Source organism: Achromobacter sp. MYb9 (assembly GCF_002975275.1).
Lineage (GTDB): Bacteria > Pseudomonadota > Gammaproteobacteria > Burkholderiales > Burkholderiaceae_B > Achromobacter.
The window spans coordinates 131,322-156,231 of record NZ_PCOQ01000007.1; the positions used below are offsets into that span (position 1 = coordinate 131,322).

The 24,910-nt window shown below is 65.2% G+C and carries 25 protein-coding genes; 13 read left to right on the top strand and 12 right to left on the bottom strand.

Going from position 1 to position 24,910, the window contains the following annotated elements; genetic code table 11:
* Positions 1 to 16: 16 nt before the first annotated feature.
* Positions 17 to 1,312 carry an O-acetylhomoserine aminocarboxypropyltransferase/cysteine synthase family protein gene (locus CQ050_RS12920; protein ID WP_105557227.1) on the top strand — a complete coding sequence of 432 codons (1,296 nt, stop codon included), beginning with the start codon at positions 17 to 19 and terminating at the stop codon, positions 1,310 to 1,312.
* Between the two features lie 22 nt (positions 1,313 to 1,334).
* Here CQ050_RS12920 and CQ050_RS12925 read toward each other — a convergent pair whose 3' ends face one another.
* Complete coding sequence (locus tag CQ050_RS12925) at positions 1,335 to 2,258, bottom strand: AraC family transcriptional regulator (protein ID WP_233214011.1); 924 nt, start codon at positions 2,256 to 2,258, stop codon at positions 1,335 to 1,337.
* 211 nt (positions 2,259 to 2,469) lie between these two features.
* Between CQ050_RS12925 and CQ050_RS12930 the strand changes: the two genes are divergently transcribed.
* From CQ050_RS12930 to CQ050_RS12950, 5 genes are read left to right on the top strand one after another with little or no spacing between them, the layout of a single operon-like run.
* Positions 2,470 to 3,024, top strand: a complete 555-nt coding sequence (locus tag CQ050_RS12930; RefSeq protein WP_105557229.1) for a carboxymuconolactone decarboxylase family protein — start codon at positions 2,470 to 2,472, stop codon at positions 3,022 to 3,024.
* Positions 3,024 to 4,154 carry an acyl-CoA dehydrogenase family protein gene (locus CQ050_RS12935; RefSeq protein WP_105557230.1) on the top strand — a complete coding sequence of 377 codons (1,131 nt, stop codon included), beginning with the start codon at positions 3,024 to 3,026 and terminating at the stop codon, positions 4,152 to 4,154. Before CQ050_RS12930 ends, CQ050_RS12935 begins: the two co-directional genes overlap by 1 nt.
* A complete protein-coding gene (locus tag CQ050_RS12940; RefSeq protein ID WP_105557231.1) occupies positions 4,151 to 4,948 on the top strand; it encodes an ABC transporter ATP-binding protein in 798 nt (265 codons plus the stop codon). Before CQ050_RS12935 ends, CQ050_RS12940 begins: the two co-directional genes overlap by 4 nt.
* A 30-nt stretch (positions 4,949 to 4,978) precedes the next feature.
* Positions 4,979 to 6,169, top strand: a complete 1,191-nt coding sequence (locus tag CQ050_RS12945) for an ABC transporter substrate-binding protein (protein ID WP_105557232.1) — start codon at positions 4,979 to 4,981, stop codon at positions 6,167 to 6,169.
* Positions 6,166 to 7,041, top strand: coding sequence for an ABC transporter permease (locus tag CQ050_RS12950; RefSeq protein ID WP_199196802.1), 876 nt, complete (start codon positions 6,166 to 6,168; stop codon positions 7,039 to 7,041). The genes CQ050_RS12945 and CQ050_RS12950 overlap by 4 nt, the downstream gene beginning before the upstream one ends.
* Positions 7,042 to 7,051: 10 nt before the next feature.
* On the opposite strand, the gene CQ050_RS12955 is transcribed toward CQ050_RS12950, so the two are convergent.
* On the bottom strand, positions 7,052 to 7,621 hold the full coding sequence (locus tag CQ050_RS12955; protein WP_105557233.1) for a surface-adhesin E family protein: 570 nt from the start codon (positions 7,619 to 7,621) through the stop codon (positions 7,052 to 7,054).
* Positions 7,622 to 7,767: 146 nt separating this feature from the next.
* Here CQ050_RS12955 and CQ050_RS12960 point away from each other — a divergent pair, with 146 nt between their 5' ends.
* Positions 7,768 to 9,087, top strand: a complete 1,320-nt coding sequence (locus CQ050_RS12960; RefSeq protein ID WP_105557234.1) for a hypothetical protein — start codon at positions 7,768 to 7,770, stop codon at positions 9,085 to 9,087.
* Positions 9,088 to 9,163: 76 nt separating this feature from the next.
* Here the strand turns inward: CQ050_RS12960 and CQ050_RS12965 are convergent, their stop codons facing one another.
* On the bottom strand, positions 9,164 to 9,583 hold the full coding sequence (locus CQ050_RS12965) for a universal stress protein (protein WP_105557235.1): 420 nt from the start codon (positions 9,581 to 9,583) through the stop codon (positions 9,164 to 9,166).
* Positions 9,580 to 10,587, bottom strand: a complete 1,008-nt coding sequence (locus CQ050_RS12970) for a TerC family protein (RefSeq protein ID WP_105557236.1) — start codon at positions 10,585 to 10,587, stop codon at positions 9,580 to 9,582. Before CQ050_RS12970 ends, CQ050_RS12965 begins: the two co-directional genes overlap by 4 nt.
* A gap of 102 nt (positions 10,588 to 10,689) precedes the next feature.
* On the opposite strand from CQ050_RS12970, the gene CQ050_RS31315 reads away from it, so the two are divergent.
* Entirely contained in the window at positions 10,690 to 10,968 is a 279-nt protein-coding gene (locus CQ050_RS31315; RefSeq protein WP_199196803.1) for a hypothetical protein, read from the top strand.
* Here CQ050_RS31315 and CQ050_RS12980 read toward each other — a convergent pair.
* On the bottom strand, positions 10,913 to 11,602 hold the full coding sequence (locus CQ050_RS12980) for a GntR family transcriptional regulator (RefSeq protein ID WP_105557237.1): 690 nt from the start codon (positions 11,600 to 11,602) through the stop codon (positions 10,913 to 10,915). The genes CQ050_RS31315 and CQ050_RS12980 overlap by 56 nt on opposite strands.
* Before the next feature lie 125 nt (positions 11,603 to 11,727).
* Between CQ050_RS12980 and araD the strand changes: the two genes are divergently transcribed.
* The 3 genes from araD (at position 11,728) to CQ050_RS12995 (ending at position 15,294) form a co-directional block, all read left to right on the top strand.
* Positions 11,728 to 13,458 (top strand): L-arabinonate dehydratase, encoded by a 1,731-nt coding sequence (gene araD / locus CQ050_RS12985; protein WP_105557238.1) that lies wholly within the window; start codon positions 11,728 to 11,730, stop codon positions 13,456 to 13,458.
* Positions 13,459 to 13,534: 76 nt separating this feature from the next.
* Positions 13,535 to 14,245: a ribonuclease activity regulator RraA gene (locus CQ050_RS12990; RefSeq protein ID WP_105557239.1), complete on the top strand. Its 711-nt coding sequence runs from the start codon at positions 13,535 to 13,537 to the stop codon at positions 14,243 to 14,245.
* Between the two features lie 59 nt (positions 14,246 to 14,304).
* Entirely contained in the window at positions 14,305 to 15,294 is a 990-nt protein-coding gene (locus CQ050_RS12995; RefSeq protein WP_105557240.1) for a tripartite tricarboxylate transporter substrate binding protein, read from the top strand.
* 22 nt (positions 15,295 to 15,316) lie between these two features.
* On the opposite strand, the gene CQ050_RS13000 is transcribed toward CQ050_RS12995, so the two are convergent.
* Positions 15,317 to 16,273 carry a tripartite tricarboxylate transporter substrate binding protein gene (locus tag CQ050_RS13000; RefSeq protein WP_105557241.1) on the bottom strand — a complete coding sequence of 319 codons (957 nt, stop codon included), beginning with the start codon at positions 16,271 to 16,273 and terminating at the stop codon, positions 15,317 to 15,319.
* A 23-nt stretch (positions 16,274 to 16,296) separates the two neighbouring features.
* Positions 16,297 to 17,199: a dihydrodipicolinate synthase family protein gene (locus CQ050_RS13005; protein WP_105557242.1), complete on the bottom strand. Its 903-nt coding sequence runs from the start codon at positions 17,197 to 17,199 to the stop codon at positions 16,297 to 16,299.
* A 282-nt stretch (positions 17,200 to 17,481) separates the two neighbouring features.
* Here CQ050_RS13005 and CQ050_RS13010 point away from each other — a divergent pair, with 282 nt between their 5' ends.
* On the top strand, positions 17,482 to 18,207 hold the full coding sequence (locus CQ050_RS13010) for a GntR family transcriptional regulator (RefSeq protein WP_105557243.1): 726 nt from the start codon (positions 17,482 to 17,484) through the stop codon (positions 18,205 to 18,207).
* 30 nt (positions 18,208 to 18,237) lie between these two features.
* On the opposite strand, the gene CQ050_RS13015 is transcribed toward CQ050_RS13010, so the two are convergent.
* Positions 18,238 to 19,224 carry a tripartite tricarboxylate transporter substrate binding protein gene (locus CQ050_RS13015; RefSeq protein WP_105557244.1) on the bottom strand — a complete coding sequence of 329 codons (987 nt, stop codon included), beginning with the start codon at positions 19,222 to 19,224 and terminating at the stop codon, positions 18,238 to 18,240.
* Positions 19,225 to 19,469: 245 nt separating this feature from the next.
* Between CQ050_RS13015 and CQ050_RS13020 the strand changes: the two genes are divergently transcribed.
* Positions 19,470 to 20,351, top strand: coding sequence for a LysR family transcriptional regulator (locus CQ050_RS13020; RefSeq protein ID WP_105557245.1), 882 nt, complete (start codon positions 19,470 to 19,472; stop codon positions 20,349 to 20,351).
* Between the two features lie 37 nt (positions 20,352 to 20,388).
* Here CQ050_RS13020 and CQ050_RS13025 read toward each other — a convergent pair whose 3' ends face one another.
* The 4 genes from CQ050_RS13025 to CQ050_RS13040 form a co-directional block, all read right to left on the bottom strand.
* Positions 20,389 to 21,567 carry a hypothetical protein gene (locus tag CQ050_RS13025; RefSeq protein WP_105557246.1) on the bottom strand — a complete coding sequence of 393 codons (1,179 nt, stop codon included), beginning with the start codon at positions 21,565 to 21,567 and terminating at the stop codon, positions 20,389 to 20,391.
* 152 nt (positions 21,568 to 21,719) lie between these two features.
* Positions 21,720 to 22,223 (bottom strand): hypothetical protein, encoded by a 504-nt coding sequence (locus CQ050_RS13030; protein WP_105557247.1) that lies wholly within the window; start codon positions 22,221 to 22,223, stop codon positions 21,720 to 21,722.
* Positions 22,224 to 22,265: 42 nt separating this feature from the next.
* The gene (locus CQ050_RS13035) at positions 22,266 to 23,171 is read right to left on the bottom strand and encodes a hypothetical protein (protein ID WP_199196804.1); all 906 of its coding nucleotides are present in this window, start codon (positions 23,169 to 23,171) and stop codon (positions 22,266 to 22,268) included.
* Positions 23,172 to 23,403: 232 nt separating this feature from the next.
* Positions 23,404 to 24,747, bottom strand: a complete 1,344-nt coding sequence (locus CQ050_RS13040; protein WP_105557349.1) for an MFS transporter — start codon at positions 24,745 to 24,747, stop codon at positions 23,404 to 23,406.
* Positions 24,748 to 24,910: the final 163 nt, after the last annotated feature.

Sequence of the window (24,910 nt, forward strand, 5' to 3'; positions counted from 1 at the left end):
TCTCCAGGAGAGACACATGACTGAACCGAAGCAGCCCAATTGGCGCTTGGAAACCATTGCCGTGCATGGCGGCTACCGGCCTGATCCCACCACGCGCGCGGTGGCCGTGCCCATCTATCAAACGGTTGCCTACGCGTTCGACGACACGCAGCATGGCGCCGACCTGTTCGACCTGAAGGTGCCGGGCAATATCTACACCCGCATTATGAACCCCACGACCGACGTGCTGGAGCAGCGCGTGGCGGCGCTGGAAGGCGGCATCGCCGCGCTGGCGCTGGCCTCGGGCCAGGCCGCCGTCACCTATTCCATCCTGACCATCGCGGAAGCGGGCGACAACATCGTGTCGTCCAGCACGCTGTACGGCGGCACCTACAATCTGCTGGCGCACACGTTGCCGCAGTACGGCATCACCACGCGCTTCGCCAACCCCAGCGACGTGGCCGCTTTCGAAGCGCTGATCGACGACCGCACCAAGGCCATCTTCGCGGAATCGGTGGGCAATCCGCTGGGCAACATCACCGACATCGCCGCGCTGGCCGACGTGGCCCACCGCCATGGTTTGCCGCTGATCGTGGACAACACCGTGCCGTCGCCATACCTGCTGCGCCCGATCGAGCACGGCGCCGACATCGTCGTGCAGTCGCTGACCAAGTACCTGGGCGGCCACGGCACCAGCCTGGGCGGCGCCATCATCGATTCCGGCAAGTTCCCGTGGGCCCAGCACAAGGCACGCTTCAAGCGCCTGAGCGAACCCGACGTCAGCTATCACGGCGTGGTCTATACCGAAGCCTTCGGCGCCGCTGCGTACATCGGCCGTGCGCGGGTCGTGCCGTTGCGCAATACGGGCGCGGCGATTTCGCCGTTCAATTCCTTCCAGATCCTGCAGGGCATCGAAACGCTGGCGCTGCGCGTCGACCGCATCGTTGAGAACGCCGTCAAGGTGGCCAGCTACCTGCGCGAGCATCCGAAGGTGGAATGGGTCAACTACGCCGGCCTGCCGGACCACCCCGACCACGCGCTGGCAAAGAAGTACCTGGGCGGCAAGGTGCCGGGCCTGTTCACCTTCGGCGTGAAGGGCGGCCGCGACGCCGGCGCACGTTTCCAGGATGCCCTGCAGCTGTTCACGCGCCTGGTCAACATCGGCGATTCGAAGTCGCTGGCCACGCACCCGGCCTCCACCACGCACCGCCAACTGAATCCGGAAGAGCTGCAAAAGGCCGGCGTGCGCGAAGAGACCGTGCGCCTGTCGATCGGCATCGAACACATCGACGACCTGATCGCCGACCTGGAACAGGCGCTGGCGCAGGTGTGACCCTCGCGGGGCGCTTGCGCGTTCAGCCTTGCGCCGCGCGGCGTTTGCGCCAGGCCGAAGGCGCCACGCCCTCTGTGCGCTGGAACACGCGGCTGAACGCGGCCTGGGATTGGTACCCCACGCGTTCGGCGGCGTCCTGGATGCCTACGCCCTGGCTCAACAGGCGTCGCGCCACGCGCATGCGCAACCGTTGCAGCAGATGCGCAGGGGTCGTGCCGCTTTGCAGTGTGAAGCGCCGATGGAACGTTGCCTTGGACATATGCAGGCGGTCCGCCATGTCCTGCATGCTCCAGGCGGCGGCGGGGGCTTCCAGAATGGCTTGGAGCAGGCCCGCCATGGCCGGATCCCGTGCCAGCACGAACAGGCCATAGGCCTGCCGGTCGTGGATGGCCAGATGGCGCAGCATGAAGAAGATGAGCAGGTCGGTCAGCCGTTCCAGCACGACGGGCGACGCGCCGGGTTCGCGCGCCGTTTCGCCCAATATCAATTCAAAGACGCCCCGCGCCGTGCGGAAGTGTTCATCGTCGGCGCGCAGCACCAGGTAGTCGGGCAGGGTATCGGCCAGCAGGTCCGCCAACCCGGGGCGAAACTGGAAAAACCCGCAGGCAAGGCCCGTGCTGTCAGCCTGCCGTGGCAGCAGCGGTTCCATGGCGGTGCACAGGGCGGCGCCCGGCGCGGGCGGGTCCAGCGGCGTCAAGGCATGCGGGATGTCGCGCAGGAAGAAGACGCCGTCGCCGGCGCCCAATGTCAAAGGCGCTTCGTCTTCGCCCAGGTCGACCCGGCAGCGGCCGTGCAGAATCAGATGAAAGCTGGCGCGCGCCCGCCCGCTGGTGCTGGCGGACCAATTGCCGCAGTACTGCCCCAGGTGATACAGGCTGGATTGGACTTCCAGGCTGGACAGCAGCAGCGCGTCGACGGCGGCCTGGTCGGTATGATCGGGATGCAAGGGCAAGGTGATTAGGCAGGCGGTGATGGCATGAAACTGATCCGGTCAGCAAGCCGGTGCAGTTTAGGAGGATGATCGCGGATCGAATCCGGTTATAAGCGCATAGCTGAAAGTCGATAAGATCTAGCATCAAGTTGCGATCTTCGTGCATTGTCGCTTGCGGCCGGCCACCCGCACAATATGGTTTTCTACGATACCCCAGGAGATCTTCATGGCTCGTTTGCCCGTCCATACCGCGCAAAGCGCTCCCGAATCCACGCGTCCCGCGCTGGCCGCCGCGGAACAGGCCTCGGGATACCTGTCCAATCTGCTGGGAGTCCTGGCTAACGCGCCGGTCGCGCTGGAAGCGTATCAGACGCTATCGCAGATCAATGCCCGCGCGGGCCTGACCTTGCAAGAGCGCGAAGTGGTCCAGCTGGTGGCCGGGACGCGTCATGGCTGCACGTTCTGCGTGGCCGGGCATACGGCGCTTGCGCGCAACAAGGCCCGGCTTTCGCCCGAAGTGGTGGACGCGCTGCGCGCCCAGGGCGTGCTGCCCGATGAACGTTTGCAGGCCCTGGCCGCCTTCACGGAGGCCGTCATCCAGACGCGTGGCCGCGTCAGCGACGACGCCTTGCAGGCGTTGCGCGACGCCGGGTATTCGGATGGCAATGCGCTGGAAGTCATCGTGGGCGTCGGGCTGGCCACGATCTGCAACTTCGGCAACAACCTGGCCCAGACGCCGTTGAACGATCAATTGCGCGACTACGCCTGGAGCGGTGCGTGATGGCGGGGCAACCGCTCGGCGCAGGACGCGCCGCAGGCTGGGCTTTGCCCCAGGATCTGGCGGCGTGGCTGGATCAGCACGCCGACGCGCTGGACGACGGCAGCCTGGACGCCGCCACCGTGCTGCCCCGGCTGGCTGACGCCGGGCTGTTCCGCATTGGCGTGCCGGCGGCCCAGGGCGGCTTGCGCGGCACCGACATCGGCGACGCGATCGAAGCCGTCTCGCAGGTGGCCGAACGCTCGGTTGCCAGCGCCTTCGTGGTCTGGAGCCAGCGCGTCTTCATCGAATACCTGTTGCGCAGCCCGAACACCGGGCTGGCTGATGCCTGGATGGCGCGGCTGCTGGCGGGCGAACAGGCCGGCGCCACCGCGCTATCGAACGCCATGAAATTCCTGTCGGGCATCGAATCGTTGCAGATCGGCGCCCGCGACGCTGGCGGCGAATGGGTGTTGGACGGCCGCATGCCGTGGGTGACGAACCTGCGGCCGCAGGGGTTTCTGGTCGCGGCTGCCGTTACCGCCCCGGACGGCACGCCCGCCGTGGTGGCGCTGCCGCACGACATCGCGGGCCTCGTCCGCAGTCCGGACCTGTCCCTGCTGGCCCTGCAATCCAGCAACACCGCGGCGTTGACCGTGCAGGGTGTGCGCATCGGCCCGGAATGGCTGATCCATCCCGATGCCCGGCAGTACCTGCCCGGCGCACGTCCGGCCTTCGCCGGCCTGCAATGCGGCCTGTCCATCGGGCTGGCCCGCCGTGCGCTGCAAGCCGCAACGCAAACCGGCCAGGGCCAGGCGTCGCGCGGCATCCTGGGTGAACCCCTGCAAGCGCTGCGCCAGCAGGTCGATACCCTGGCTGCCAGCCTGATCGCCGGCGTGCGCAGCGAACGCTTCGTGGCCGAACCGTGGGCGCTGTTCGAGATCCGCATCGCGCTGGCTGAAGCCGCGAATCAGGCGGTGCAGCTGGAATTGCAGGCCAGTGGCGGCGCGGCGTATCTGAAGCCCGCCGGCGCCGGCTTCGCGCGGCGCTGGCGCGAAGCCGCCTTCCTGCCGATCGTCACGCCCAGCCTGGTCCAGTTGAAGACCGAACTGGCCAAACGCCAAGCCAGACTGGCTGCCGAGGCTGCCGCATGACGGCCGGCGCGCCGCCGGTTCTGCAGGCGCGCGGCCTGGCGCTGCGCTACGCCGGCGCGGCCAGCCCCGTTTTCCATGACGTGGATCTGGATCTGGCGCGCGGTGAAGTCGTGGCGGTGCTGGGCGCCAGTGGGGCAGGCAAGTCCAGCCTGCTGCGCGTGCTGGCGGGCTTGCAGTCGGCCACGGCCGGGTCGCTATTGATGGAAGGCGCGCCGTTGACCGGCGTGCACCCCCGCGTGGCCGTCGCTTTCCAGGATCCCAGCCTGCTGCCTTGGCTGTCGCTGGAACGCAATGTCGCGTTCGGTCTGGATTTCACCCATCAACCCGTGCTGACGGACGACCAGCGCCGGATGCGGATTGATCAGGCCATTGATGAAGTCGGCCTGTCGCATGCCCGGCACCTGCGTCCGTCTCAGTTGTCCGGCGGCATGGCGCAGCGCACCGCGCTGGCACGCTGCCTGGCGCGTCAGCCGTCGGTGCTGCTGCTGGACGAACCCTTCGGCGCGCTGGACGAAGTCACGCGCAGCGACATGCAGACGCTGCTGCGCAAAGTGGTGGCCGATTTCCGGACCGCCGCCGTCCTGATCACGCACGATATCGATGAAGCGCTGGTGCTGGCCGACCGGATCGTCCTGCTGGGCGGCGTGCCCGGGCGCATCCTGGGCCAATGGCAGGTGGATCTGCCGCATCCACGCGCCGACCTGCTGCCCGAAATGGGCGTGCTGCGTTTGGAAATCCTGACCCGTCTGCGCGCCGCGCTGCGGGTCGTGCGCGGCGATCCCGCGCTGGTTTGAACGGACGTTCGTCCACCAAGGAGCTCATAGATGTGCCTGGAACACATGTCGCGTCGCGACTGGTTGAAACTCTCGGCCCTGCTGACGGCAGGCGGCGCAAGCACGTTGCTGTCGGCGTTCAACGCCCGCGCCCAAAGCGAGCCGGACGCGCCGGTACGGATCGGCTACCTGCCCATCACGGACGCCGCGCCGCTGCTGGTGGCGCATAACAATGGCTTGTTCGACAAGGCCGGCGTCAAAGCGGAAAAGCCCACGCTGCTGCGCAGCTGGGCGCAGGTAATCGAAGCCTTCATTTCCGGCCAGGTGAACGTAGTGCACCTGCTGTCGCCCATGACGGTATGGGCGCGCTTCGGCAGCAAGGTGCCGGCCAAGGTCGTGGCCTGGAACCACGTGGGCGGATCGGGCCTGACGGTGGCCCCCGCCATCAATAGCGTCAAGGAACTGGGCGGCAAGACGGTTGCCATCCCATTCTGGTATTCCATCCACAACGTCATGCTGCAGTATTTGCTGCGCGAAAACGGCTTGACGCCGGTGGCGCGCAAGGACGGCTCGGTCGGCGCGAATGAGGTCAACCTGATCGTCATGGCGCCGTCCGACATGCCGCCGGCCCTGGCGCAGAACCGCATCGCCGGTTACATCGTGGCCGAGCCCTTCAATGCCGTCGCCGAAACGCTGGGCGTGGGCAAGGTGCTGCGCTTCACCGGCGACATCTGGCGCAACCATGCCTGCTGCGTCGTCTTCATGCATGAGCGCGACCTTGAACAGCGTCCCGCGTGGTCGCAGAAGGTGGTCGATGCCATCGTGCAGGCCCAGCTGTGGATACGTGATCACCGGGCCGAAACGGCCCAGCTATTGTCCAAGGAAGGCATCAACCGCTACACGCCGCACGGCTTGCCGGCCTTGACCAAGGTGCTGGCGCCGCCCGCCGCCGACCGCGAAGGCTACCTGGGCAGCGGCGCCATCCGCCACGCCGACTGGGACGAGCGCCGCATCGACTTCCAGCCTTATCCGTTCCCCAGCTACACCGAGGAACTGGTGCGCCGCTTGCGCGATACGGTGATCGAGGCCGATCGGGGTTTCCTGGCCGACCTGGACCCGGCGCGCGCGGCCCGTGAGCTCGTCGATGACCGCTACGTCAAGCGTGCCATCGAATCCGTGGGCGGTCTGAACCGCTTTGGCTTCCCGGACGCCTATACGCGGACTGAAATGGTGCAGGCGTGACGGCACGCGAGTCATTTGCCGGTTCGCAAGCGCCCGCAGCGGCCGCGCCTGGCGGATCCGCCGGAAGCGCCGATCCGGCCGGATCAAGCGCCAAGCCGGTCCGCCGCCCGGGCAACGGCGGCTTGGGCCTGGGGCGGCGTTGCCTGTTGGGGCTGGGCGGGTTGGCGGCCTTGCTGGCGTTATGGTGGCTGGGCACCGACGTCCTGTCGCCAGCAGGCGGCATGGCGCGGCGTTTTTCGCCGGGCGCCACCTTCGTGAGCCTGGCGGAATTGCTGACCGCATCGGACTTGCCCATGCATATCCTGGTCAGTCTGCGGCGCATTGCCGTGGGGCTGGGGTTTGCACTGTTGATCGGCGTGCCGCTGGGGCTGGCGATCGGCAGCTGGCGCCGCCTTGAGGCCGCCGTATCGCCCGCCATGCAGTTCTTGCGGATGATCTCGCCGCTGTCCTGGATGCCCATTGCCGTCATGGTGTTCGGTGTGGGGGATGATCCCGTCTATTTCCTGCTGACGTTCGCCGCCGTCTGGCCCATCGTGCTGAATACCGCGGCAGGCGTGCAGCAGCTGGATCCGCGCTGGCTGCAACTGGCCCAAAGCGTGGCCGCCACCCGTTGGGAAACCTTGCGCAGCGTCATCCTGCCCGGCGTGCTGGGGCACATTCTGACCGGGGTGCGGCTGGCGATCGGCATCCTGTGGATTGTGCTGGTGCCCTGCGAAATGCTGGGCGTGTCGGCCGGGATGGGGTACTTCATCCTGGATACACGCGACCGGCTGGCCTATTCCGAACTGATGGCCATGGTGCTGATGATCGGCGTACTGGGCTTCTTGCTGGATGCGGCGGCGCGGGCGCTGTATCGCTATTGGCGCGGGTAGGGCGCCGCGCCTACTTGCGCACGGTCTTGCCCGGCGGCGGGCACACCATGGCACGCAGCTTGCGCTGGACCGGGTCGCGCGCGACCGGCGCATCGTGGATGCCCGCCACGGGAATCGACTCCACCAGCGCGCCGGTCGCGTCGTTGCCGGCGTAGTGCCGGGTCTCGGTGACCGTATAGGTGTTGGCGCCGCAGTTCAGCGTCACCGGCTGCGATACCGATCCATAAGGCTGCCCGTTCGTCTCCGACACGCGGGGTTGCGCATAGAACCACGCGACCGTCACCGCCATCACCACCGGCCTTTCGGATACTGGCGCAATGGACGAGGTGTCGTAGAACACGCCGGGCATGGCGCGGGGATCCAGCGGCGTCCAGGCCGGGCCGTCGCCAAACACGATGCGCGACACGTCCAGGTCGCGGGGTACGATATTCACGGCGCAAGCGTCCGGCGGAATCGGGTCGCCTTCGCGCACGGTCACCGCCTGGCAAACGTCGGGCGGCGCGGCCAAGGCGGGTGGCATCCAGCCAGCTGCCCCCAGCAAAGCCAGGGCCAGAGCGAAGCGAGCGTGCCTTGCGATCATGTCGGGTTTCCGTGTGGCGCCGGTTGAAGCGTGAGAGTATGTCACGCCAGTATAGAGAACGTCGCGCAACACGCTATAGTTTCGCCTATTCCCCAACAGTCGCCGACCGGATGGCGGGCGCCCATGCATCAGGATGCTCTGCAGCCATGAACCTTAGACTGCTTGCCAGCGGCGCCGCGATCGTGGTCGCGGGGGTGATCGGCTATGGCCTCTATCAGCTGGTGCCGATGGGCAAGCCGCTTGCGCGCAACGAGCTCATCGGCGAACTCAATGGCCCGCCGCTGGCCTCGTCTTCCCGGGTGTCGCTGCAACGGTTCGGCGAACGCCAATTGCTGGTCGGGCAACGCCTCGTCACCGGCAAAGACCTGGCGGGCCTGGAACAAGCGCCGCTGCTTGACGCCCTGGTGCCTGCCCTGGGCACGCGGCCCCAGAATCCATGGCAACTGGCCGACACGCGCAACCTGATCTACGGCGGGCAGGGCACGGGCGTATTCAAGCTGCTGGGGTCCATCAGCGGCGACACCGGCGTCACGCTGATCGGTTCCCCCGAAGGCCGCACGCTGTACCTGGTCACGGGCACGCCACGTAGCCCGGGCATCCAGAACGGGGGCGGCGATCCGCCCGCCGCCTGGGAAACGCTGCGCTCCGACGACCAGGGCAAGACCTGGACGTATGATCCGGACGCCGTCCTGGGTCCGCCGTTGCAATACACCGTGTTCCTGACGCAAGACCGCGTGATCGCGCTGGAACGGCACGACGCTGGCCAACGCCTATTGGTCAGTGAAGACGGCGCCCGGCATTGGTCGGCCACCTTGCTTGATGAGCAGGTCTGGCCCGACGCGCAAGCCTTCGATCGCGCTTTCCAGGAAAAGGCGGGCAAGGACGGCAGCCAATTGGCCTACGACTGGTCGCTATTTCCCCTGGACGACAGGCGGGCCGTGGGCTGGAGTTGGCGCACGCGGATCAGCTTGAACGCGGCGGAAAAAAACGAAGTGCTGGAAACCCGGCGCTTTGAAGTGGAGCTTCAGAGCGGCGCGCCTCCTGCGTTCCGCATCACCCCCCACGCGTCGTCCGTCCCGGCGCCCGCGCCCGACGCGCGTTATACCCGGGACGAACGCGTGTTCGAAACGTTGGGCAACGCCATCTATGAATTGGACAAGACCGAACGGACATGGCATCGGCGTTCGGCGTCGCCCCCCGTGCGCGGCGAACCCACCTGGATAGGCAAAGCCTGGTTTGGCCGCAAAGTTTGGGTGATCAAGACCTACGCGGACCATCTGTTTTCGTTCAGCGAATACACCAAAACCTATTTCGCCACGCGCGACCAAGGCAAAACGTGGCGCCCATTCCAAATGCCGCAGGACGTGGAGAACGGGCTACTGGGCATGGACGCCTCGGGGGAAGCCTTGCTGTCGCTGGCCGAACGGGACGGAAAGACGGTGATCCGGCGGTATCCTCTGGATTGAGCTGGCAGGACGATTTTTCCCGCTGGAATCAAGGCAAACAGGCAGGACTTCCTTCGCATTACCTTGGGTGATCGATTTAAACCACCAGCACCGGACATGGCGCATGCGCCAAAATCCGTCCGCTGACCGACCCCATCAAGGCGTTGACCACCGGGCTGCGGTGATGCGATCCCAGCACGATCGCCGTGGCGTTGACGCTGGCCGCGTAATTGACGATTTTTTCGGGCGTGAACCCGGTCAGTTCGTGGCATTCGTAGTTGACGTTTCCGCTGCGCAGGATGTCCACCACCGAGCGCATTGCCTTGCCGCTTTCTTCGTGGTGCCAGGCGTCGACGTCGGCCTTGCCGATGAACGACTCGACATCCCCCGACACCTGAGGTTCGCAATGGACCACATGCACGATGAAATCGCGGTTCAGCAATGGGCTCGCGACCAGGTAGCGGGCGGCTTCATCGCTGTATGTCGATCCGTCGGTAGCGAGAATGATCGTGTTCATGGCAGCTCCTTGGTGTGTGCCTTCTTCACGTTGTGGCGGGCGGTCGAAGCCTTCCGCCTGGGCAACAGCAAGCTGGCGCCGATGGATGCGGCCAATACCAGGCCGACCACGCCAAGCGACCAGTGCACCGGCACATGGACCCACTGCGCCGCCAGCATCTTGCCGCCAATGACGATCAGCACGATCGCCAGCCCATACTTCAGATAGTGGAAGCGGCCCACCATGTCCGCCAGCAGGAAATACAGCGCCCGCAGGCCCATGATGGCGAAGATATTCGAGGTGAAGACAAGGAAGGGGTCGCGCGTGACGGCGAAGATCGCCGGGATGCTGTCGACGGCAAAGACCACATCCGTGGCTTCGATCACCAGCAGGACGACGAACAAGGGCGTGGCGTAGCGCAGTCCGTCGATGCGGACGAAGAACGACTGTCCGTGATAGTCGGGGGTGATGCGCATCCTTGCCTGCATGAAGCGGACCAGCGGGTTCCGGGCGATGTCGGGTTGGCGTGCGGCCGTGGCCAGCATCCTGGCGCCGCTCAGTATCAGGAAGACGCCAAGCACGTAGAACAGCCAGACGAATTTCGACAGCAGCCAGACGCCGGCAAGAATCATCCCGATGCGCATCACGATGGCGCCCAGCACGCCGTAGAGCAACACTCGCCGCTGTAGTTCGGGGGGCACCGCGAAGTACGTGAATATCAGGGAAAAGACGAACATGTTGTCCGCGGACAGCGACAGTTCGATGAGGTACCCGGTGAAGTACTCCAGGGTTTTCTGGTTGGCCACGGCCCGGCCGGCGCTGGCGTCGAGAAACGCCCACATCGACAGCCCGAACAACGTTGCCAGCGTGGCCCAGGCCAGCACCCAGCCCAGCGCTTCCCGGGACGACACCCGGTGCGCGCGACGGCCGCCCAGCGCATATAAATCAAGCGCCAGCACCGCCAGCACGAAGCCGATGAATCCCACCCACATCGGCGTTGTGGCAAAAGTCTCGATCTGACCCATTTGCCGCCTCCTGCAAGGTACAAGGCCAGTCTAGAACAGGCTTATTCTTCGGACAATTCGCATATCATGAAGTGATAGTCAGATTTTTTGGATGGATCCGCGATGGTCTCTCTCAATTACAAACATCTGCGCTATTTCTGGAGGGTCGCCAAGGCGGGCAGCATTGCCCGTGCGGCGCAGCAATTGCAGCGCACGCTGCAGTATGCGGATCGCATCTTCACCCTAGGCGACGAATTGCTGGACGATCTGCGCAACCGGCCCGCGCACCCCGCCATCATCGCGCTCAACAAGGCCGCGCAGGAGGATATCTCCGGGCAGGGCGACGTTACTCCGCCAGCACGTACTCGGGGTAGCGCTTGCAGATCTCGGCGACCTGGCTGAGTGTTCCGGACAGGTGCTCGCGCAGCACGTGCTGCGCGCGTTCCGGCGCTTGCGCCACGATGGCATCCAACAGGCGTTGGTGATCGTCCATGATGCGTTCGGCCTTGCCGGCTTCCGGCAGATGGAGGCGGCGCAGGCGATCCAGGTGGCCGCTGTAGCGTTGCTCCAGTTGCCACAGGCTGGTCACGCCCGCCGCGGCATGCATGTCGCGGTGAAAAGCCTGGTCGGCGTCGATGAACTGCTGGTATTCGCCATTGGCATGGCTGACGCGTTGCAGGTCGATGCTGGCTTGCAGGCGCTTGTGCAGCATCGGGTCGGGCCGTTGCGCCAGCTGGTGCACGATTTCCAGTTCCAGCGATTGGCGCAGGAAGTGGGCCTGCCGGGCGGCGGGGATGTCGATGCGGCTGACGACGGTGGTGTGCTGCGGGTAGATCTCGACCAGCGCTTCTTCGGCCAGGCGCATCAGGGCGTCGCGGATGGGCGTCTGGCTCAGGCCGTAGGTTTCGGCCAGCGTGACGCGCGATAACGCGGTACCCGGGGCGAGCTCCAGCGATACGATCTGTTCGCGTAAGTGTTCAAAGACCTGGGGCGCCGCGTGGCGCGAACGGTCCAGTCTGAGCTTCTGGCTTTGCATCCGAAGGCGTGTCGGGAGTACGGTGGTCGAAGCCCGCAGTGTAGCGGGTTTTTACCTAGCTGACGCACTAATGTATTAGTGTTTAAATGATCCCATCCCTACCACGCTTCACTCCCTATTCCCCTATGAAACGTACCTACGAAAGTCTGCGCAGCGCCGCCTGGATGGCCAAGGATGACCTGCGTTCGTTCGGCCACCGTTCCCGCATGATGCAAATGGGCTATGGCCCCGACGACTGGGTCGGCCGTCCCATCATCGCCATCATCAACACGTGGTCGGACCTGAATCCCTGTCACAGCCATTTCAAGCAACGCGTCGAAGACGTGAAGCGCGGCGTGTTCCAGGCGGGCGGTTTTCCGGTGGAGTTGCCGGCCATTTCGGTGTCGGAATCGTTCGTCAAGCCGACGACCATGCTGTATCGCAACTTCCTGGCGATGGAAACGGAAGAGCTGCTGCGCAGTCATCCGGTCGACGGCGCCGTGTTGATGGGCGGTTGCGACAAGACGACGCCGGGTTTGCTCATGGGCGCCATCAGCGCCGGGTTGCCGTGCGTGTACGTGCCCGCGGGCCCGATGCTGCGCGGCAACTGGAAGGGCAAGATCCTGGGATCGGGCTCGGATGCCTGGAAGCTGTGGGACGAGCGCCGCGCGGGCAAGATCACGCAAGAACAATGGACCGAAGTGGAGGGCGGTATCGCCCGTAGCTACGGCACCTGCATGACGATGGGCACGGCCAGCACCATGACGGCCATCGCGGAAGCCATTGGCATGACGCTGCCGGGCGCATCCTCGATTCCGGCGGCGGACGTCAACCACATGCGCATGTCCGCCGAGTGCGGCCGCCGCGTGGTGGAGATGGTCTGGGAAGACCTTAGCCCCAAGCGCATCCTGAGCCTGGCGTCGTTCAAGAATGCCATCAACGTCGCCATGGCGATGGGCTGTTCCACCAATGCCATCGTGCACCTGGTCGCGATGTCGCGCCGTGCCGGCCATGCGGTTGGCCTGGACGACTTCGACGCCGCCAGCCGCAAGGTGCCGGTCATTGCCAACATCCGGCCCAGCGGCGACACCTACCTGATGGAAGACTTCTATTACGCGGGCGGCCTGCCCGCGCTGATGTCGCGCTTGCAAGATCATCTGGATCCCACGGCGATGACCGTCACGGGCAAGACGCTGGGCGAGAACATTGCGGGCGCCGAGGTCTATAACGACGACGTGATCCGCAAACTGGACACCGCCATCTACGACGAAGGCGCGCTGGCCGTGCTGCGCGGCAATATCGCGCCGGACGGCTGCGTGATCAAGCCCAGCGCGTGCGCACCGCAGTTCCTGCAACATACCGGCCCGGCGCTGGTGTTCGACGACTACCCCAGCATGAAGGCCGCGGTCGACGACGAGGACCTGGACGTCACGCCCGAACACATCATGATCTTGCGCAACGCTGGCCCGCAAGGCGGCCCCGGCATGCCGGAATGGGGCATGCTGCCCATTCCGACCAAGCTGGTGAAGCAAGGCGTGCGCGACATGCTGCGCCTGTCGGATGCCCGCATGAGCGGCACCAGCTATGGCGCCTGCATTCTGCACGCGGCGCCCGAAGCCTATATCGGCGGTCCGTTGGCGCTGGTCAAGACGGGCGACATGATCACGGTGGACGTGCCGGCCCGCAGCATCCACCTGAACATCAGCGACGAGGAGCTTGCCGCGCGTCGCGCCGCCTGGACGCCGCCGCCCAAGCGCTACGAGCGCGGCTACGGCTGGATGTATTCCCAACACATCCTGCAAGCCAATGACGGCTGCGATTTCGATTTCCTGGAAACCGGATTCGGCGCGCCCGTGCCCGAACCCGAAATCTTCTAAATGCCGGGCGGGCGCGGCCCGCCTGGCGCTTGCCTTTTTTTATCGAGTATCGACCCCCGGAGTCATCGTGTCCCAAATGAATCCCGAAACCCGCGCCCGCCTGGCCGGCATCAGCACGGCCACGCTTTGCACGGCCCTGTTCAAGCGCGGCCTGCGCAATCAGTTCATCCAGGATGTGCGCCCGCTGAACGCCAATCTGCCCAATATGGTCGGGCCGGCGTTCACGCTGCGCTATATCCCCGCCCGTGAAGACCTGAACACCATCAAGGTGTTCGAAGACCGTTCGCACCCGCAGCGCGTCGCGGTCGAGACCTGCCCGGAAGGCGCGGTGCTGGTCATGGACAGCCGCAAGGACGCGCGCGCCGCGTCGGCGGGTTCCATCCTTGTCACGCGGCTGATGAAGCGCGGCGTGGCTGGCGTCGTCACCGATGGCGGCTTTCGCGATTCGCCCGAAATCGCCGAACTGGGCTTTGCCGCGTATCACCAGCGGCCGTCGGCGCCGACCAACCTGACGCTGCATCAGGCGCTGGACATCAATGCGCCCATCGGTTGCGGCGACGTGGCCGTGTGGCCGGGCGACATCGTGGTGGGCGACCGCGAGGGCGTCGTGGTGATTCCCGCGCATCTGGCCGACGAGATCTCGGTCGAGGCCGTGGAAATGACCGCCTTCGAAGACTTCGTGACCAGCCAGGTGCAGCAGGGCGCGTCCATCCTGGGCCTGTATCCGCCCACCGATCCGGGCACCAAAGACAAATTCGCCGCCTGGCGCAAAGAACAGGGCCGTTGAGCCTTGCCGCCGGCCGTCCGGCCGGCGACCCATACCCATAAAACAAGGCAGGAGACAACATGAACCCACAACGACGCAGTGCGTTGGGTGCGCTGCTGGCCGGCGCCGCCCTTGGCCTCGCGGCCATGCCGGCCAGCGCGGCCGATTGGCCCGCCCAAAAGCCGATTTCCTACGTGGTGCCGTTCACCGTCGGCGGTTCGACCGACGTGGTGGGCCGGGTGCTGGCCCAGAAGCTGGGCGACCGCCTGCACCAGAACGTCATCGTCGAGAACAAGCCCGGCGCGGCCGGCGGCATCGGCGCGACCTATGTCGCCAAGGCGCCGCCCGACGGCTACACGCTGTTCGGCGGCACCATCAGCACCCACGCCATCAACGCCAGCCTGTACAAGAACCTGAAGTACGACCCCGTGAAGGACTTCGAGCCGGTGTCGCTGATCGCCTACCTGCCCAACGTGCTGCTGGTGGATCCCAACCTGGGCGTGAATTCGGTGGCCGACCTGATCGCGTTGCTCAAGCGCGATCCGAACAAGCGCACGTTCGCATCGTCGGGCGCGGGCACGTCGACGCACCTGGCGGGCGAACTGTTTTCAAGCATGATCGGCGTGCCGCTGACGCACGTGCCGTACAAGGGCACGCCGCCCGCGATGGTGGACGTGTCGTCCGGCGCCGTGACCTTCATGTTCGATCAGATGACGGCGGCCTTGCCGCTGTTGCAGACGGGCAAGCTGAAGCTGCTGGCCGTCACCACGAAGGACCGCATCTCGCTGGCGCCCAACGTGCCGACCATGCAGGAAGCCGGCGTGGCCGGGTTCCAGATGGCTTCGTGGCAGGCCGTCTATGCGCCCAAGGGCACGCCCAAGCCAATCCTGGACAAGCTGGCCCAGGAGATCGCGATCATCCTGAAAGAGCCCGACGTCCAGGAAAAGCTGGGCAAGACCATGGGTATGGAACTGGTGGGCAGCACGCCCGACGAACTGCGCGCGCTGATGGCCACCGAGATCCCCCGTTGGGCCGAAGTGGTGAAGCGGTCCGGCGCAACGGTGGAGTAACGCGCGGGCGCCCCGGCTGAACCTACGGTTTGAGGTTCAGCTTGGGCACCAGCGTGTTGAAGGCCTGTTCCTGGCGGGCTACGTCAGCCGCGAACTGCGGTTGGTCGGCATAGGACGGCGTCAGGTTCTGCTTGCGCATGAGGCTCTGGAATTCCTTGGATTGCGCGACGTGGCTGGCGGCGGCACGCCATTTCGCCACGGCATCCGCAGGGGCGGACTTGGGCAGGCCGATGCCGCGCCACACGCTGAATTGCAGGTCGGCGCCAAGCTCCTTCATGGTGGGCACCGCAGGCAGGTTTTCCAGCCGTTGGGGCGCCATCACGGCAAGCGTGCGCAGCTTGCCGGTTTCGACGTGCTGCTGCAGTTCGGCATAGGCGACCGTCGTGGCTTGCACGTCGCCCGCCAGCAGGCCCATGATGGCCGGCGCCGACCCTTGATAGGGCACGTGCACGAACTTCACGCCAGTTTGCTCGCCCAGCGCCGCGGCCGCCATGTGCGGCACGGTGCCGATGCCCGCGTTGGACACCGCTACCCGCTCCGGGTTCTTCTTGGCATATTCCAGAAACTCCTGCACGGTTTTCCATGGCGCATCGGCACGCACCGTCACCGAAGACGGATCGTCCGTGAAGCGCGCGATGGGCAGGAAGTCGTTCACCGTTGTCTTGCCGATGCCCATCAGCGGCACGACCAGCATTTCCGGCGTCATCAGGACAAGCTTGTAGCCGTCGGGCTGGGCGTTGGCCACATACGACCAACCGATGGAACCGCTTGCGCCGGGCTTGTTGATTACGACGGTGGGCTGCGCCAGCAGCGGCGGGCGCACGGCTTCGGCGATGGCGCGGGCGGTGTTGTCGCTGCCGCCGCCAGGCTGGTAGGCGACTACCAGTTCCATGGAGCGGGCGGGATAGTCCGCGGCATGCGCGGCGGACTGGGCAATCAGGGCGCTGACAATCAGCGCGGGCAGGCGGATGAGTCGCATGATGGCGGTTCCGGAATCAGGGATCAGTAGCCCAGGGCGGACAGGTCCGCGAGCGTCTGTTTGGTGATGGCGATGGTGCGTTCGCGTTCCGCGCCGGCAAGGTCCAGGCGCGGCGGCTTGACGGTTTCGGCGCTGCCGGTGATCAGGTGCTCGGCCAGCTTGATGTGCTGCACCAGCTTGACCACGGTGTCCAGGTGGAACAGCGACGTCAATGCCGCGTACAGTTTGCGGGCGCGCACGAAATCGCCCTCTGCGGCCAGCCGCAGCAAGTCGACCGATGCCTTCGGAACGGCGTTGGCCATGCCCGATACCCAGGCGGTCACGCCCAGGGCGGCGCTTTCCAGGATCAGGTCGTCCACGCCGCACACGACGGCCAGGCGGTCACCGAAACGGGTGATCAGGTCGGTCACGCGGGTGGTGTCGTAAGACTCTTCCTTGATGGCCACGATGGTCGGTTCTTCCAGCAATTCGGCCACCAGGTCTGGCGTCAGGTCGACGCCGTAGCCGCGCGGGTTGTTGTAAAGCAGGATGGGCAGGGGGCTGGCCTGCGCCACCGTCCGATAGAAAGCCACCGTTTCCCGATTGTCCGACTTGTAGGTCAGCCCGGGAAACACCATCAGGCCATTCACGCCGATCTTGGCCGCTTCCTGTGCGAACGCGGCGGCGCGGGCGGTACCGGTTTCAGCCACGCCGGAGATCACCGGCACCCGCCCGCGCACGGTTTCCACGGCCGTGCGCAGGACGGTCAGCTTCTCGTCGGGCGACAGTTGGGCGTTTTCGCCCACCATGCCCATCATCACGACGCCACCCACGCCGTTGACGATCAGCCGTTCCAGGCCCTGGCGCAAGGCGTCCAGATCCAGCGAGAAATCCGGGTTCAGTTTGGTGGTCACGGCGGGGAAAACGCCTTGCCATTGAATGCTCATGCTGCGGCTCCTGGTGCGTGCCCGCCTGCATCATCAACAGGCGGATATTGGTTATTGGATATTGGATCCAAAAATAAGGGCTTTAAAAATCGAGGCGGCTGGCCTCGGGGTACTGCGTGTCACGGTGGCTGTTACCTACTGGATCATGGATCCAATATACTTGCATTAAACGGGCATCGGGGTCCGGCTGTCTCTCGGGGTTTTCCTGGGCACGCCAGACCCGGCGCCGGCATCTCCATGCCGCCGGGTGTTTGCCGGGCGGCCTAACCAGGCAGGTCTCACGTGTCCCAGAATTCGCCGCTTTCCGCTTCTCCGATCCGTCCCTCGACCGGAACCGCCGGCCGGCTTGTCCGCAAGACTGCCGTCGATCTGGTGGTGGACGAACTGCGCGACCGCATCCTGTCGGGGGTGATCCCGCCGGGGTCCGCGCTGCGCCAGGAATTGTTCGCGGAAGAGCTGGGCGTGAGCCGGCTGCCGGTGCGCGAAGCCATCCGCCAGCTTAGCGCCGAAGGGTTGATCGACATGATCCCGCACCGGGGCGCCTACGTGTCGATGCTGTCGCGCACCGAGGTGCAGGAGTTCTTTGATATCCGCATGCGGCTGGAACCCTGGCTGTTCCGGCTTGCCGTGCAGCAGCATGACGACGGCGATCTGGACCGGGCCGAAGCGGTGGTGGCGCAGATGGACACGGCGGCGCCCGAGCAATGGGGGCGGTTGAATTGGCAGCTTCACGAGTTGCTGTACCGATCCGCGCAACGGCCGGCGGCGCTGGGCATGGTGCGCGCGCTGCACGAAAAATCCGAACGCTATTTCCGTTTTCAGATCGTCAACGCGCCGATCCGCCAGCAGGCCCATGACGAGCACAAGGAATTGATCGCGCTTAGCCGCCAGGGGCAGGCCGAGAAGGCAGAGGCTGCGTTGGAGCAGCACATCGGGCTGGCTGCCGAACAGATCCTGGCCATCGTCGACCACCTGCTGGATGCCTCGGCAACCCTTTCGCCCGCCTGAGACTCGGGGCGGCAAGGCCGCCCCGACGCATCAGTTGATCTTGATGTTGCGTGCCTTGACCAGGGCCTTCCACTGTTCGGTTTCTTTGGCCAGATGGTCGCGCAACGCGTCCGGGCTGCTTCCGATCGATTCGGCTCCGATCGAATCCAGGGTCGCCTTCACTTTCGGCTCGGCCAGCGCGGTGCGCATGGCTTCGTTCAGCTTGGCGACCACTTCCGGCGGGGTGCCGACGGGGGCGAAGGCCGCGAACCAGGGCATCAGCTCGTAGCCAGGCACGCCGGCTTCCTGCAGCGTCGGCACGTCGGGCAGGGCGGCGGAGCGCTTGGCGGTGGTGACCGCCAGCGCGCGCAGCTTGCCGGTGGCGATGTGCGGCTTGGCGGACGTGATGCTGTCGAACATGTAGTCGACCTGGCCGCCCAGCAGATCGGCCACGGCCGGGCCGCTGCCCTTATACGGCACATGCAGCATCTCGACGCCGGTCATCGAGACGAAGAGTTCGCCCGCCAAATGGATCGACGTGCCCACGCCGGCCGAGGCGTAGGTGTAATGGTTGGGCTGGGCCTTCGCCTTGCCGATCACGTCCTGCACGCTGGTGGCGCCGGTGCGGGCGGGGTTGGTGACCAGCACATTGGGCACCACGGCCAAGAGCGAAATCGGCGCGAAGTCCTTGATGGGGTCGTAGTTCAGATCGGCGTACAACGCGGGATTGACGGCCATGCCGTTGGCGACGATCAGGATCGTGTAGCCGTCGGGCTTGGACCGCGCAACCGTGGCCGCGCCGATGTTGCCGCCCGCGCCGGCGCGGTTCTCGACGATGAACGACGTGTTCAACTGCCTGCCCATGGATTCGCCCAGCGTGCGGGCGATGCTGTCCATCGCGCCGCCGGGCGGGAAGGGCACGACCCATTTGACCGGACGGTCGGGATAGCTGTCCGCCAGCGCGGCGGACGCGCCGCTCAGCATCGAGAACGCCAGGACGGCGCGGGCAAAGGGTTTGAGTACATGGCGCATGTGCATGGTTGTCTCCGTGGTGCTTGAATTATTGTGGGTGCGCCCTTCAAGGCGGGCGCGGCCGGTGTCGTGTCGCGTAATGCGATGGGCGCGCCTACATGCCTGTCAGCAGGCCGACCCATGGAAAGACGTTTGCCAGATTCATACTTTTCTTGCCGAAAGTGTCTAGATTCGTCGAGTATGGCTTGCGCTTTCCATTGTGGTCCAAGACTATATGGGTTCTTATCTATACCCATATCGTCTAAATAACCATGCAATTCAGACAGCTGCGATATTTCCAGGCCGTGGCGGAAGAGGGCAGCTTTACTCGCGCCGCCGCCCGACTGCACATGGCGCAACCCCCCTTGAGCCGGCAGATCCGCCAATTCGAGGAAGCGCTGGGCGTGCAATTGTTTGAACGCACCACCCGGGCCCTGCGGCTGACCGAAGCCGGACGCTTCCTGCTTGAGCAATCACGGCTGCTGACCGCGCGCCTGGACGAAGTGCTGGAAGGCACGCGTCGTCTTGGGCAGACGCAGCGGCGTTGGTTTGGCATCGGATTCGTGCCGTCGACCCTGTACGGATTCGTGCCGGAACTGATCCGCCAATTGCGCACCGCGGACCCGCAGGTGGAAGTTGGTCTGACGGAAATGACAACGCTGCCGCAACTCGAAGCCCTGAAGGCGGGGCGCATTGACCTGGGAATCGGCCGGATCCTGCTGGATGATCCCGCGATCGAACGCCGGGTGCTGATGACCGAACCGCTGATGGCCGCCGTACCGTTGCGGCATCCCCTGGCGGCGATGAGCGGCGTGTCGGTAGAGCGCCTGGCGCAAGAGCCTTTCGTGCTGTATCCCGCCAGGCCGCGGCCCAACTTCGCGGACCATGTGCTGGGGCTATTCCGCGCGGCGGGCCATGCGCCGCAGATCGTGCAGGAAGCCAACGAGCTGCAGACCGCGATCGGCCTGGTGGCGGCGGGGCTGGGCGTGTCGGTGGTGCCGGCCTCGGTGCAGCGCTTGCAACGGCAGGATGTTGCCCATGTGCGAATCGAGGCCGATGCGTTCGTGTCGCCGGTGATCGCGAGTTACCGCAAGGACGATCAGTCGCCGTTCCTGGCGCGGGCGTTGGCGTTGGCGGCAGGGCTTGCCGAGTGACGCCGCGCGTGCACCCAAGGTTGCATTGGCAGGGCGGTCAGGCCGCGATGGACCACCGAGGTTGCTCGGGCACGTCGGGCAGCGCGATGTCCGTATGCCCGGGGCACACCCAGCGTACCCGCTCGCGCGTGGCGTCGATGCAGCCGCCCTGGTCGTAAATGCCTTGTGGGTCGCGAATCCGCGACATGCGCGCCAGCACGTCGGCGGTCGCCTTGGGGCTGGCCAAGGTCTGGCGCACGCGCGCCTTGACGATCTGTTCGTCGATGAAGGATTGACCGGCGGCGTTTACTCGAAGGCCGTGGCGCCAATGGAAGATCTCCACGCACTTCGTCGTCAGCGTGAACGGGGCGCCGCGTTCCCAGAAGTTGTTGAACTGGCCGCTACCCAGATAGAACACCCAGGAACCTTCATACCCTTCGACGTCGGACGAGGCCGCGTCCGGGTTGCGGAACCACAGCCGGTCGCCCGGCACGTAGAAATGATGGGGGAGGGGGGCGGCAAGGGAACCGTATTCGTGCAGGAAGGCTTCGTGGAAGCGGCCGGACATCACCGCGCGCGTTTCCCATTGGCGTTGCAGGCGGCGGCCCAGCTCCGGGTTGGCGTGTTGCAGCTCCTGCGCAATGCCAAGGACCGTCACATACTCGGTCGCCCGATAGCACGAGAACGCATACAACTGGCCCGACGCCTCGGGTTGAGTGGCTTTGCGCAAACCTTCGATCAGCGATCGCCCTGGCCGCACGGTAAAGCCCCGCGCCTCGTCGTAAGTCCAGTAGTCCGACGGCCGCTCGGCATGTTCGGTGTCGAACGCCAGCGCGGTCTTGCGCGCGGCCTGGACGATGTAGCGGCGGATGCGCACCGCCGATTCCAGTTCCGCGATGCTGGGAAACGTGAACGCGACCGGGCTGGCCAGCATCGCCAGCACGATCTCGCGGTCCAGATCGATGTCGTAGGCATCCGTGCGCAGGTTCAATGCGCGGGCGACGCCGGTGGTGTCGTGGCCCGGCATGCAGGCGGCCGCGAAGGCGGTCTTAAGCCATGCCTGCGCACCTGGCGCCGCGCCGGCCACGCCGGAACTGTTCGCCACATCGCGTAGGCCCAACGCGGAAAGATAGTCCTGAATGGCATGCAGCGGGCAGGCCGTCTGGCGTGTCTCGGGCGGTGCAATACGAACGCCGCCCCGGTCCGGATGCATCGGTGAAAACTGAGTGAACGGCATGACAGACGAACCGGGAATACGATCCGGAAATTGTAGTCATGCAGGCTTAATATCAGCTTTAAGCAGCCGTCGAGAAACCGCATGATTTAGCGGGTTTCCCAGCGTTTTCAGGTGATTTTTCAGCCGTATTTCAGCGTGGTTTCAAGCGACTTTCATGGTTGTTGCGAAGGCGTTGCAAACGGCCGCCCGGGCACGCCGTGGAACAGCAGCGTGCAGACCACGGCCGCGACCAGGCTGGGCAACGCGCCCACTTTGACGGCGTCGATCACATACGCCATTCGCGCCGTTCCGAACACCGCCAGCATGAACAGAAATCCGTATGCGGTACCGGCGGCGCATACCCACGCCATGCGGGGCCAGGAAGCGTGCGCAAGCTTGAGCGCGCCGGCCATCACGCCGCACAGCACGGCGGGCGCCGCGCCGAATAGATACGCGGCGCGTAATCCGTCGAAGCTGTACAGGCTGGCCGGAAGCGTCATCGTGCCCATCACGACCGGCAAACCGATCGCCGGGCCGATCAACCCGTAGGCCAACGCGCCGCCCACGACCTTGCGCGTGATCGACCGGCCGGTGTCGTCAGGCTGCTGGCGCATGCACCGATAGACGACGCTTGCCGCGGCGAGCAGCGCGATAAGGACGAGCAGGAGCAGGTTCATGGCGCAAGAATTGAATGCCGCTACTTGCGTAGCGGCGCAACGTTACTGGCTGACGTACCGCTTGGTCTTGGCGTCGAACGTGTAATGCGTGACGTCGGCGGCCCCAAGCTGGCGGGTCTTGTTCGGTCCCGAGATCGTGGTGCCGCTGGGCTTGACCGTCACGCGCGGCATGTCGTTGCCTGTGGCCGCCGTGAACACCAGTTCGCCGGCGCTGCTGGTGCACGGCATGACTTCGCCGTCCGAGCACGCGGCGCTATTGTCTTCGCCGGTCAGGATGCTGCCGACGTAGGTCCAGACGTTGTTGTCCGACTCGGGCTTGAGCTGTTGCGGATCGAACACCAGCAGGGTATAGCCGTCGCTATTGATGCCGTTGTCGAAGCTTGTATCGGGCACGGCAAGCAACAGCTTGCCAGCGGGCGTGCGGTATTCGACCGGCTTGCGGCGGGTGTCGACCTCCGGGGCTCTTTCGTATGCGCCGAATTCGCCGATGGCGGGTTCCATGCCCAGGAATTTCCAGGGGCGTTCGGACGCCGGGTCGTTCAGCACGAATGTGGATTCGGCGATATTGACCTGCGTTCCGGGCCCGACCTGGTCTTCGCCCGGTTTGCCGTACCGTTGCGCGGTTTTCCACACAAAGCCGGTGTAGTAGTGCTGGCCTTCGGATTCGAAGGCATGGCCGAACCAATACGTGGCGATGCTGCCGTTTGCCACTTCATACGACGTCTCGCCTTTGCCGTCGATCTGATAGATGAAATACATCACCGTGGCGGCATCCGGGGGCTTCACGGCGGCGGCAGCGGACCTTTGGATTGCAGGTGCGCTGTCCGTGGCGGCGAGCGCGGGCGTCGGGTGGCTGTAGGCAGCAAAAGTCGCGGCAATCAGGCCTGCCATGGCGCTGCGGGCGCACCAGCGGCGCAAACTCGGGCTGACCTTCATAAGGGTTCTCATGAGTTAGGAAACGTCCTGTCGAATATCTATAAAAGCGTTTTGATTGTTGATGTAGGTATAGAACGGTCGATCTTCCGGCGCGGGCTGCCATGCAAACGCCATCACGGCCCGGCGGATTCGGGATGCGGAGCGAGTATACGGGCCCTATTTATCGTCCAGGCTTCACGATATTGCAGGTATTGCTGGCCTGTTACATATGCCCGGTTCGACTCGGGGTTCCGTCATGGGCGCTTTACCCACCGCTGGAAGCGGGCGGCGTTTCCTGTGCGGCCGACAGCACCGGTTCCGCCGCGTCCGTGCCGGGCACGACATTCGTCAGGTCTTCGGTCATTTCGTGGTCCAACGCGCCTTGAACCAGGTCTTCGGTCACGCGCAGCTCCACGCCGACGGGCGACATCTGCGCGGCCGCGGCAAACGGCGCGACGGGCGACGGCGCGGGGCGTTCGCCGCGGCGCCACATGAAGAAGGCCATCAAGCTGACATTCAGCACCGCAAAACACCAGAACAGCCCGGCTGCGCCGTACTTGGCCATCACTTGCGAGATCGCCAGCGGACTCAACGCCGACCCCAGCGAATTGATCAGCAGCAGGCCTTGGATCATGCGCACCAGGGCGTCGGCGGGCGCCCGATCCGCGGCGTGGCTCACCGCGACCGGATAGATGGCGAACACGCCGCCGCCCAGCAGGAACAGCAGAACGATCAGCAGCGGCGATCCGGTGGGCAGCAGCAGGATCAAGAGGCTGAGCACCGTACAGAAAACGGCCAACGCGATAAGCACGACCTGACGGTCGCGCAGATCCGACCAGCGGCCAACGGGATACTGCAGCACCATGGCGCCCAGGATCACCGCGCCCATCATCTTGCCCACTTCGGCCACATCCAGCCCGATCCGTTGCAGGTAAAGCGGCAGCAGGGTATAGACCGCCGCGATAGCGACTCCCGAACCGAAGCAGCCCATGACACCGGTGGGCGTCATCCGGATCAGGTGGTGCGGCATCAACGGTTCGACGCGCTCGACCAGCGGGGAAATGCGCGGAATGATGACCATCGGCATCACTGACAGCGAGGCCAGCAGCCCGGCCACCATGAAAGGCGCCATGTCGCCCAATTGCGTCAGGGCGCCCAGCTGAATCTGGCCCAGCATGCCGGAGCCGTACAGGGAAATCATATAGAACGCCAGCAAGCGTCCGCGCATCTTCGGGTCGCCCGCCAGCAGCAGCCAGCTTTCCACCACCAGGAACACCCCGACGCTTGCCCATCCGTTGATCAGCCGCAGCACGAACCATGCCTCGGCGCCGAAGATCAGCCCTTGCAGCAGCACCGTGACCGCGATCAGCGAGGCGAAACTGCTATAGGCGCGGATATGGCCGATGCGCACGATCAGCCGGTCATTGAAGATGGCGCCCAGCGTCAGGCCGATGAAATACGATGACGAAATCAGGCCGATGACGGTGGCGGACTCTCCGGCGGCATCCAGGCGCAAGGTGGTAAGGGAAGAAATGAAAGCGTTGCCGATGCAGACAACGAACAAGCCAAGAAGCGGCCCCAGGACTAAGGCCAACAACTGCCGAGACATGACATCCTCGATCGCGAAAGCGGAAACCATCCGGCCTGGCCGGATTACTGCTATGAAAAGTCAGGGGAAATCACAACCGGCGCCGTGGCGGGCCCGCCGTGGTTTTTTCTGAGGGAAGGGGTGCCCAAGGGCGAAAACCGGCGGGGATTGTAGCGCCGTTCAT

Coding starts and splice junctions, on each gene's coding strand:
- CQ050_RS12920 (WP_105557227.1), top strand. CDS start 17: ATGACTGAACCGAAGCAGCCCAATTGGCGCTTGGAAACCATTGCCGTG.
- CQ050_RS12930 (WP_105557229.1), top strand. CDS start 2,470: ATGGCTCGTTTGCCCGTCCATACCGCGCAAAGCGCTCCCGAATCCACG.
- CQ050_RS12935 (WP_105557230.1), top strand. CDS start 3,024: ATGGCGGGGCAACCGCTCGGCGCAGGACGCGCCGCAGGCTGGGCTTTG.
- CQ050_RS12940 (WP_105557231.1), top strand. CDS start 4,151: ATGACGGCCGGCGCGCCGCCGGTTCTGCAGGCGCGCGGCCTGGCGCTG.
- CQ050_RS12945 (WP_105557232.1), top strand. CDS start 4,979: ATGTGCCTGGAACACATGTCGCGTCGCGACTGGTTGAAACTCTCGGCC.
- CQ050_RS12955 (WP_105557233.1), bottom strand. CDS start 7,621: ATGATCGCAAGGCACGCTCGCTTCGCTCTGGCCCTGGCTTTGCTGGGG.
- CQ050_RS12960 (WP_105557234.1), top strand. CDS start 7,768: ATGAACCTTAGACTGCTTGCCAGCGGCGCCGCGATCGTGGTCGCGGGG.
- CQ050_RS12965 (WP_105557235.1), bottom strand. CDS start 9,583: ATGAACACGATCATTCTCGCTACCGACGGATCGACATACAGCGATGAA.
- CQ050_RS12970 (WP_105557236.1), bottom strand. CDS start 10,587: ATGGGTCAGATCGAGACTTTTGCCACAACGCCGATGTGGGTGGGATTC.
- CQ050_RS31315 (WP_199196803.1), top strand. CDS start 10,690: ATGGTCTCTCTCAATTACAAACATCTGCGCTATTTCTGGAGGGTCGCC.
- CQ050_RS12980 (WP_105557237.1), bottom strand. CDS start 11,602: ATGCAAAGCCAGAAGCTCAGACTGGACCGTTCGCGCCACGCGGCGCCC.
- araD (WP_105557238.1), top strand. CDS start 11,728: ATGAAACGTACCTACGAAAGTCTGCGCAGCGCCGCCTGGATGGCCAAG.
- CQ050_RS12990 (WP_105557239.1), top strand. CDS start 13,535: ATGAATCCCGAAACCCGCGCCCGCCTGGCCGGCATCAGCACGGCCACG.
- CQ050_RS12995 (WP_105557240.1), top strand. CDS start 14,305: ATGAACCCACAACGACGCAGTGCGTTGGGTGCGCTGCTGGCCGGCGCC.
- CQ050_RS13000 (WP_105557241.1), bottom strand. CDS start 16,273: ATGCGACTCATCCGCCTGCCCGCGCTGATTGTCAGCGCCCTGATTGCC.
- CQ050_RS13005 (WP_105557242.1), bottom strand. CDS start 17,199: ATGAGCATTCAATGGCAAGGCGTTTTCCCCGCCGTGACCACCAAACTG.
- CQ050_RS13015 (WP_105557244.1), bottom strand. CDS start 19,224: ATGCACATGCGCCATGTACTCAAACCCTTTGCCCGCGCCGTCCTGGCG.
- CQ050_RS13020 (WP_105557245.1), top strand. CDS start 19,470: ATGCAATTCAGACAGCTGCGATATTTCCAGGCCGTGGCGGAAGAGGGC.
- CQ050_RS13025 (WP_105557246.1), bottom strand. CDS start 21,567: ATGCCGTTCACTCAGTTTTCACCGATGCATCCGGACCGGGGCGGCGTT.
- CQ050_RS13030 (WP_105557247.1), bottom strand. CDS start 22,223: ATGAACCTGCTCCTGCTCGTCCTTATCGCGCTGCTCGCCGCGGCAAGC.
- CQ050_RS13035 (WP_199196804.1), bottom strand. CDS start 23,171: ATGAGAACCCTTATGAAGGTCAGCCCGAGTTTGCGCCGCTGGTGCGCC.
- CQ050_RS13040 (WP_105557349.1), bottom strand. CDS start 24,747: ATGTCTCGGCAGTTGTTGGCCTTAGTCCTGGGGCCGCTTCTTGGCTTG.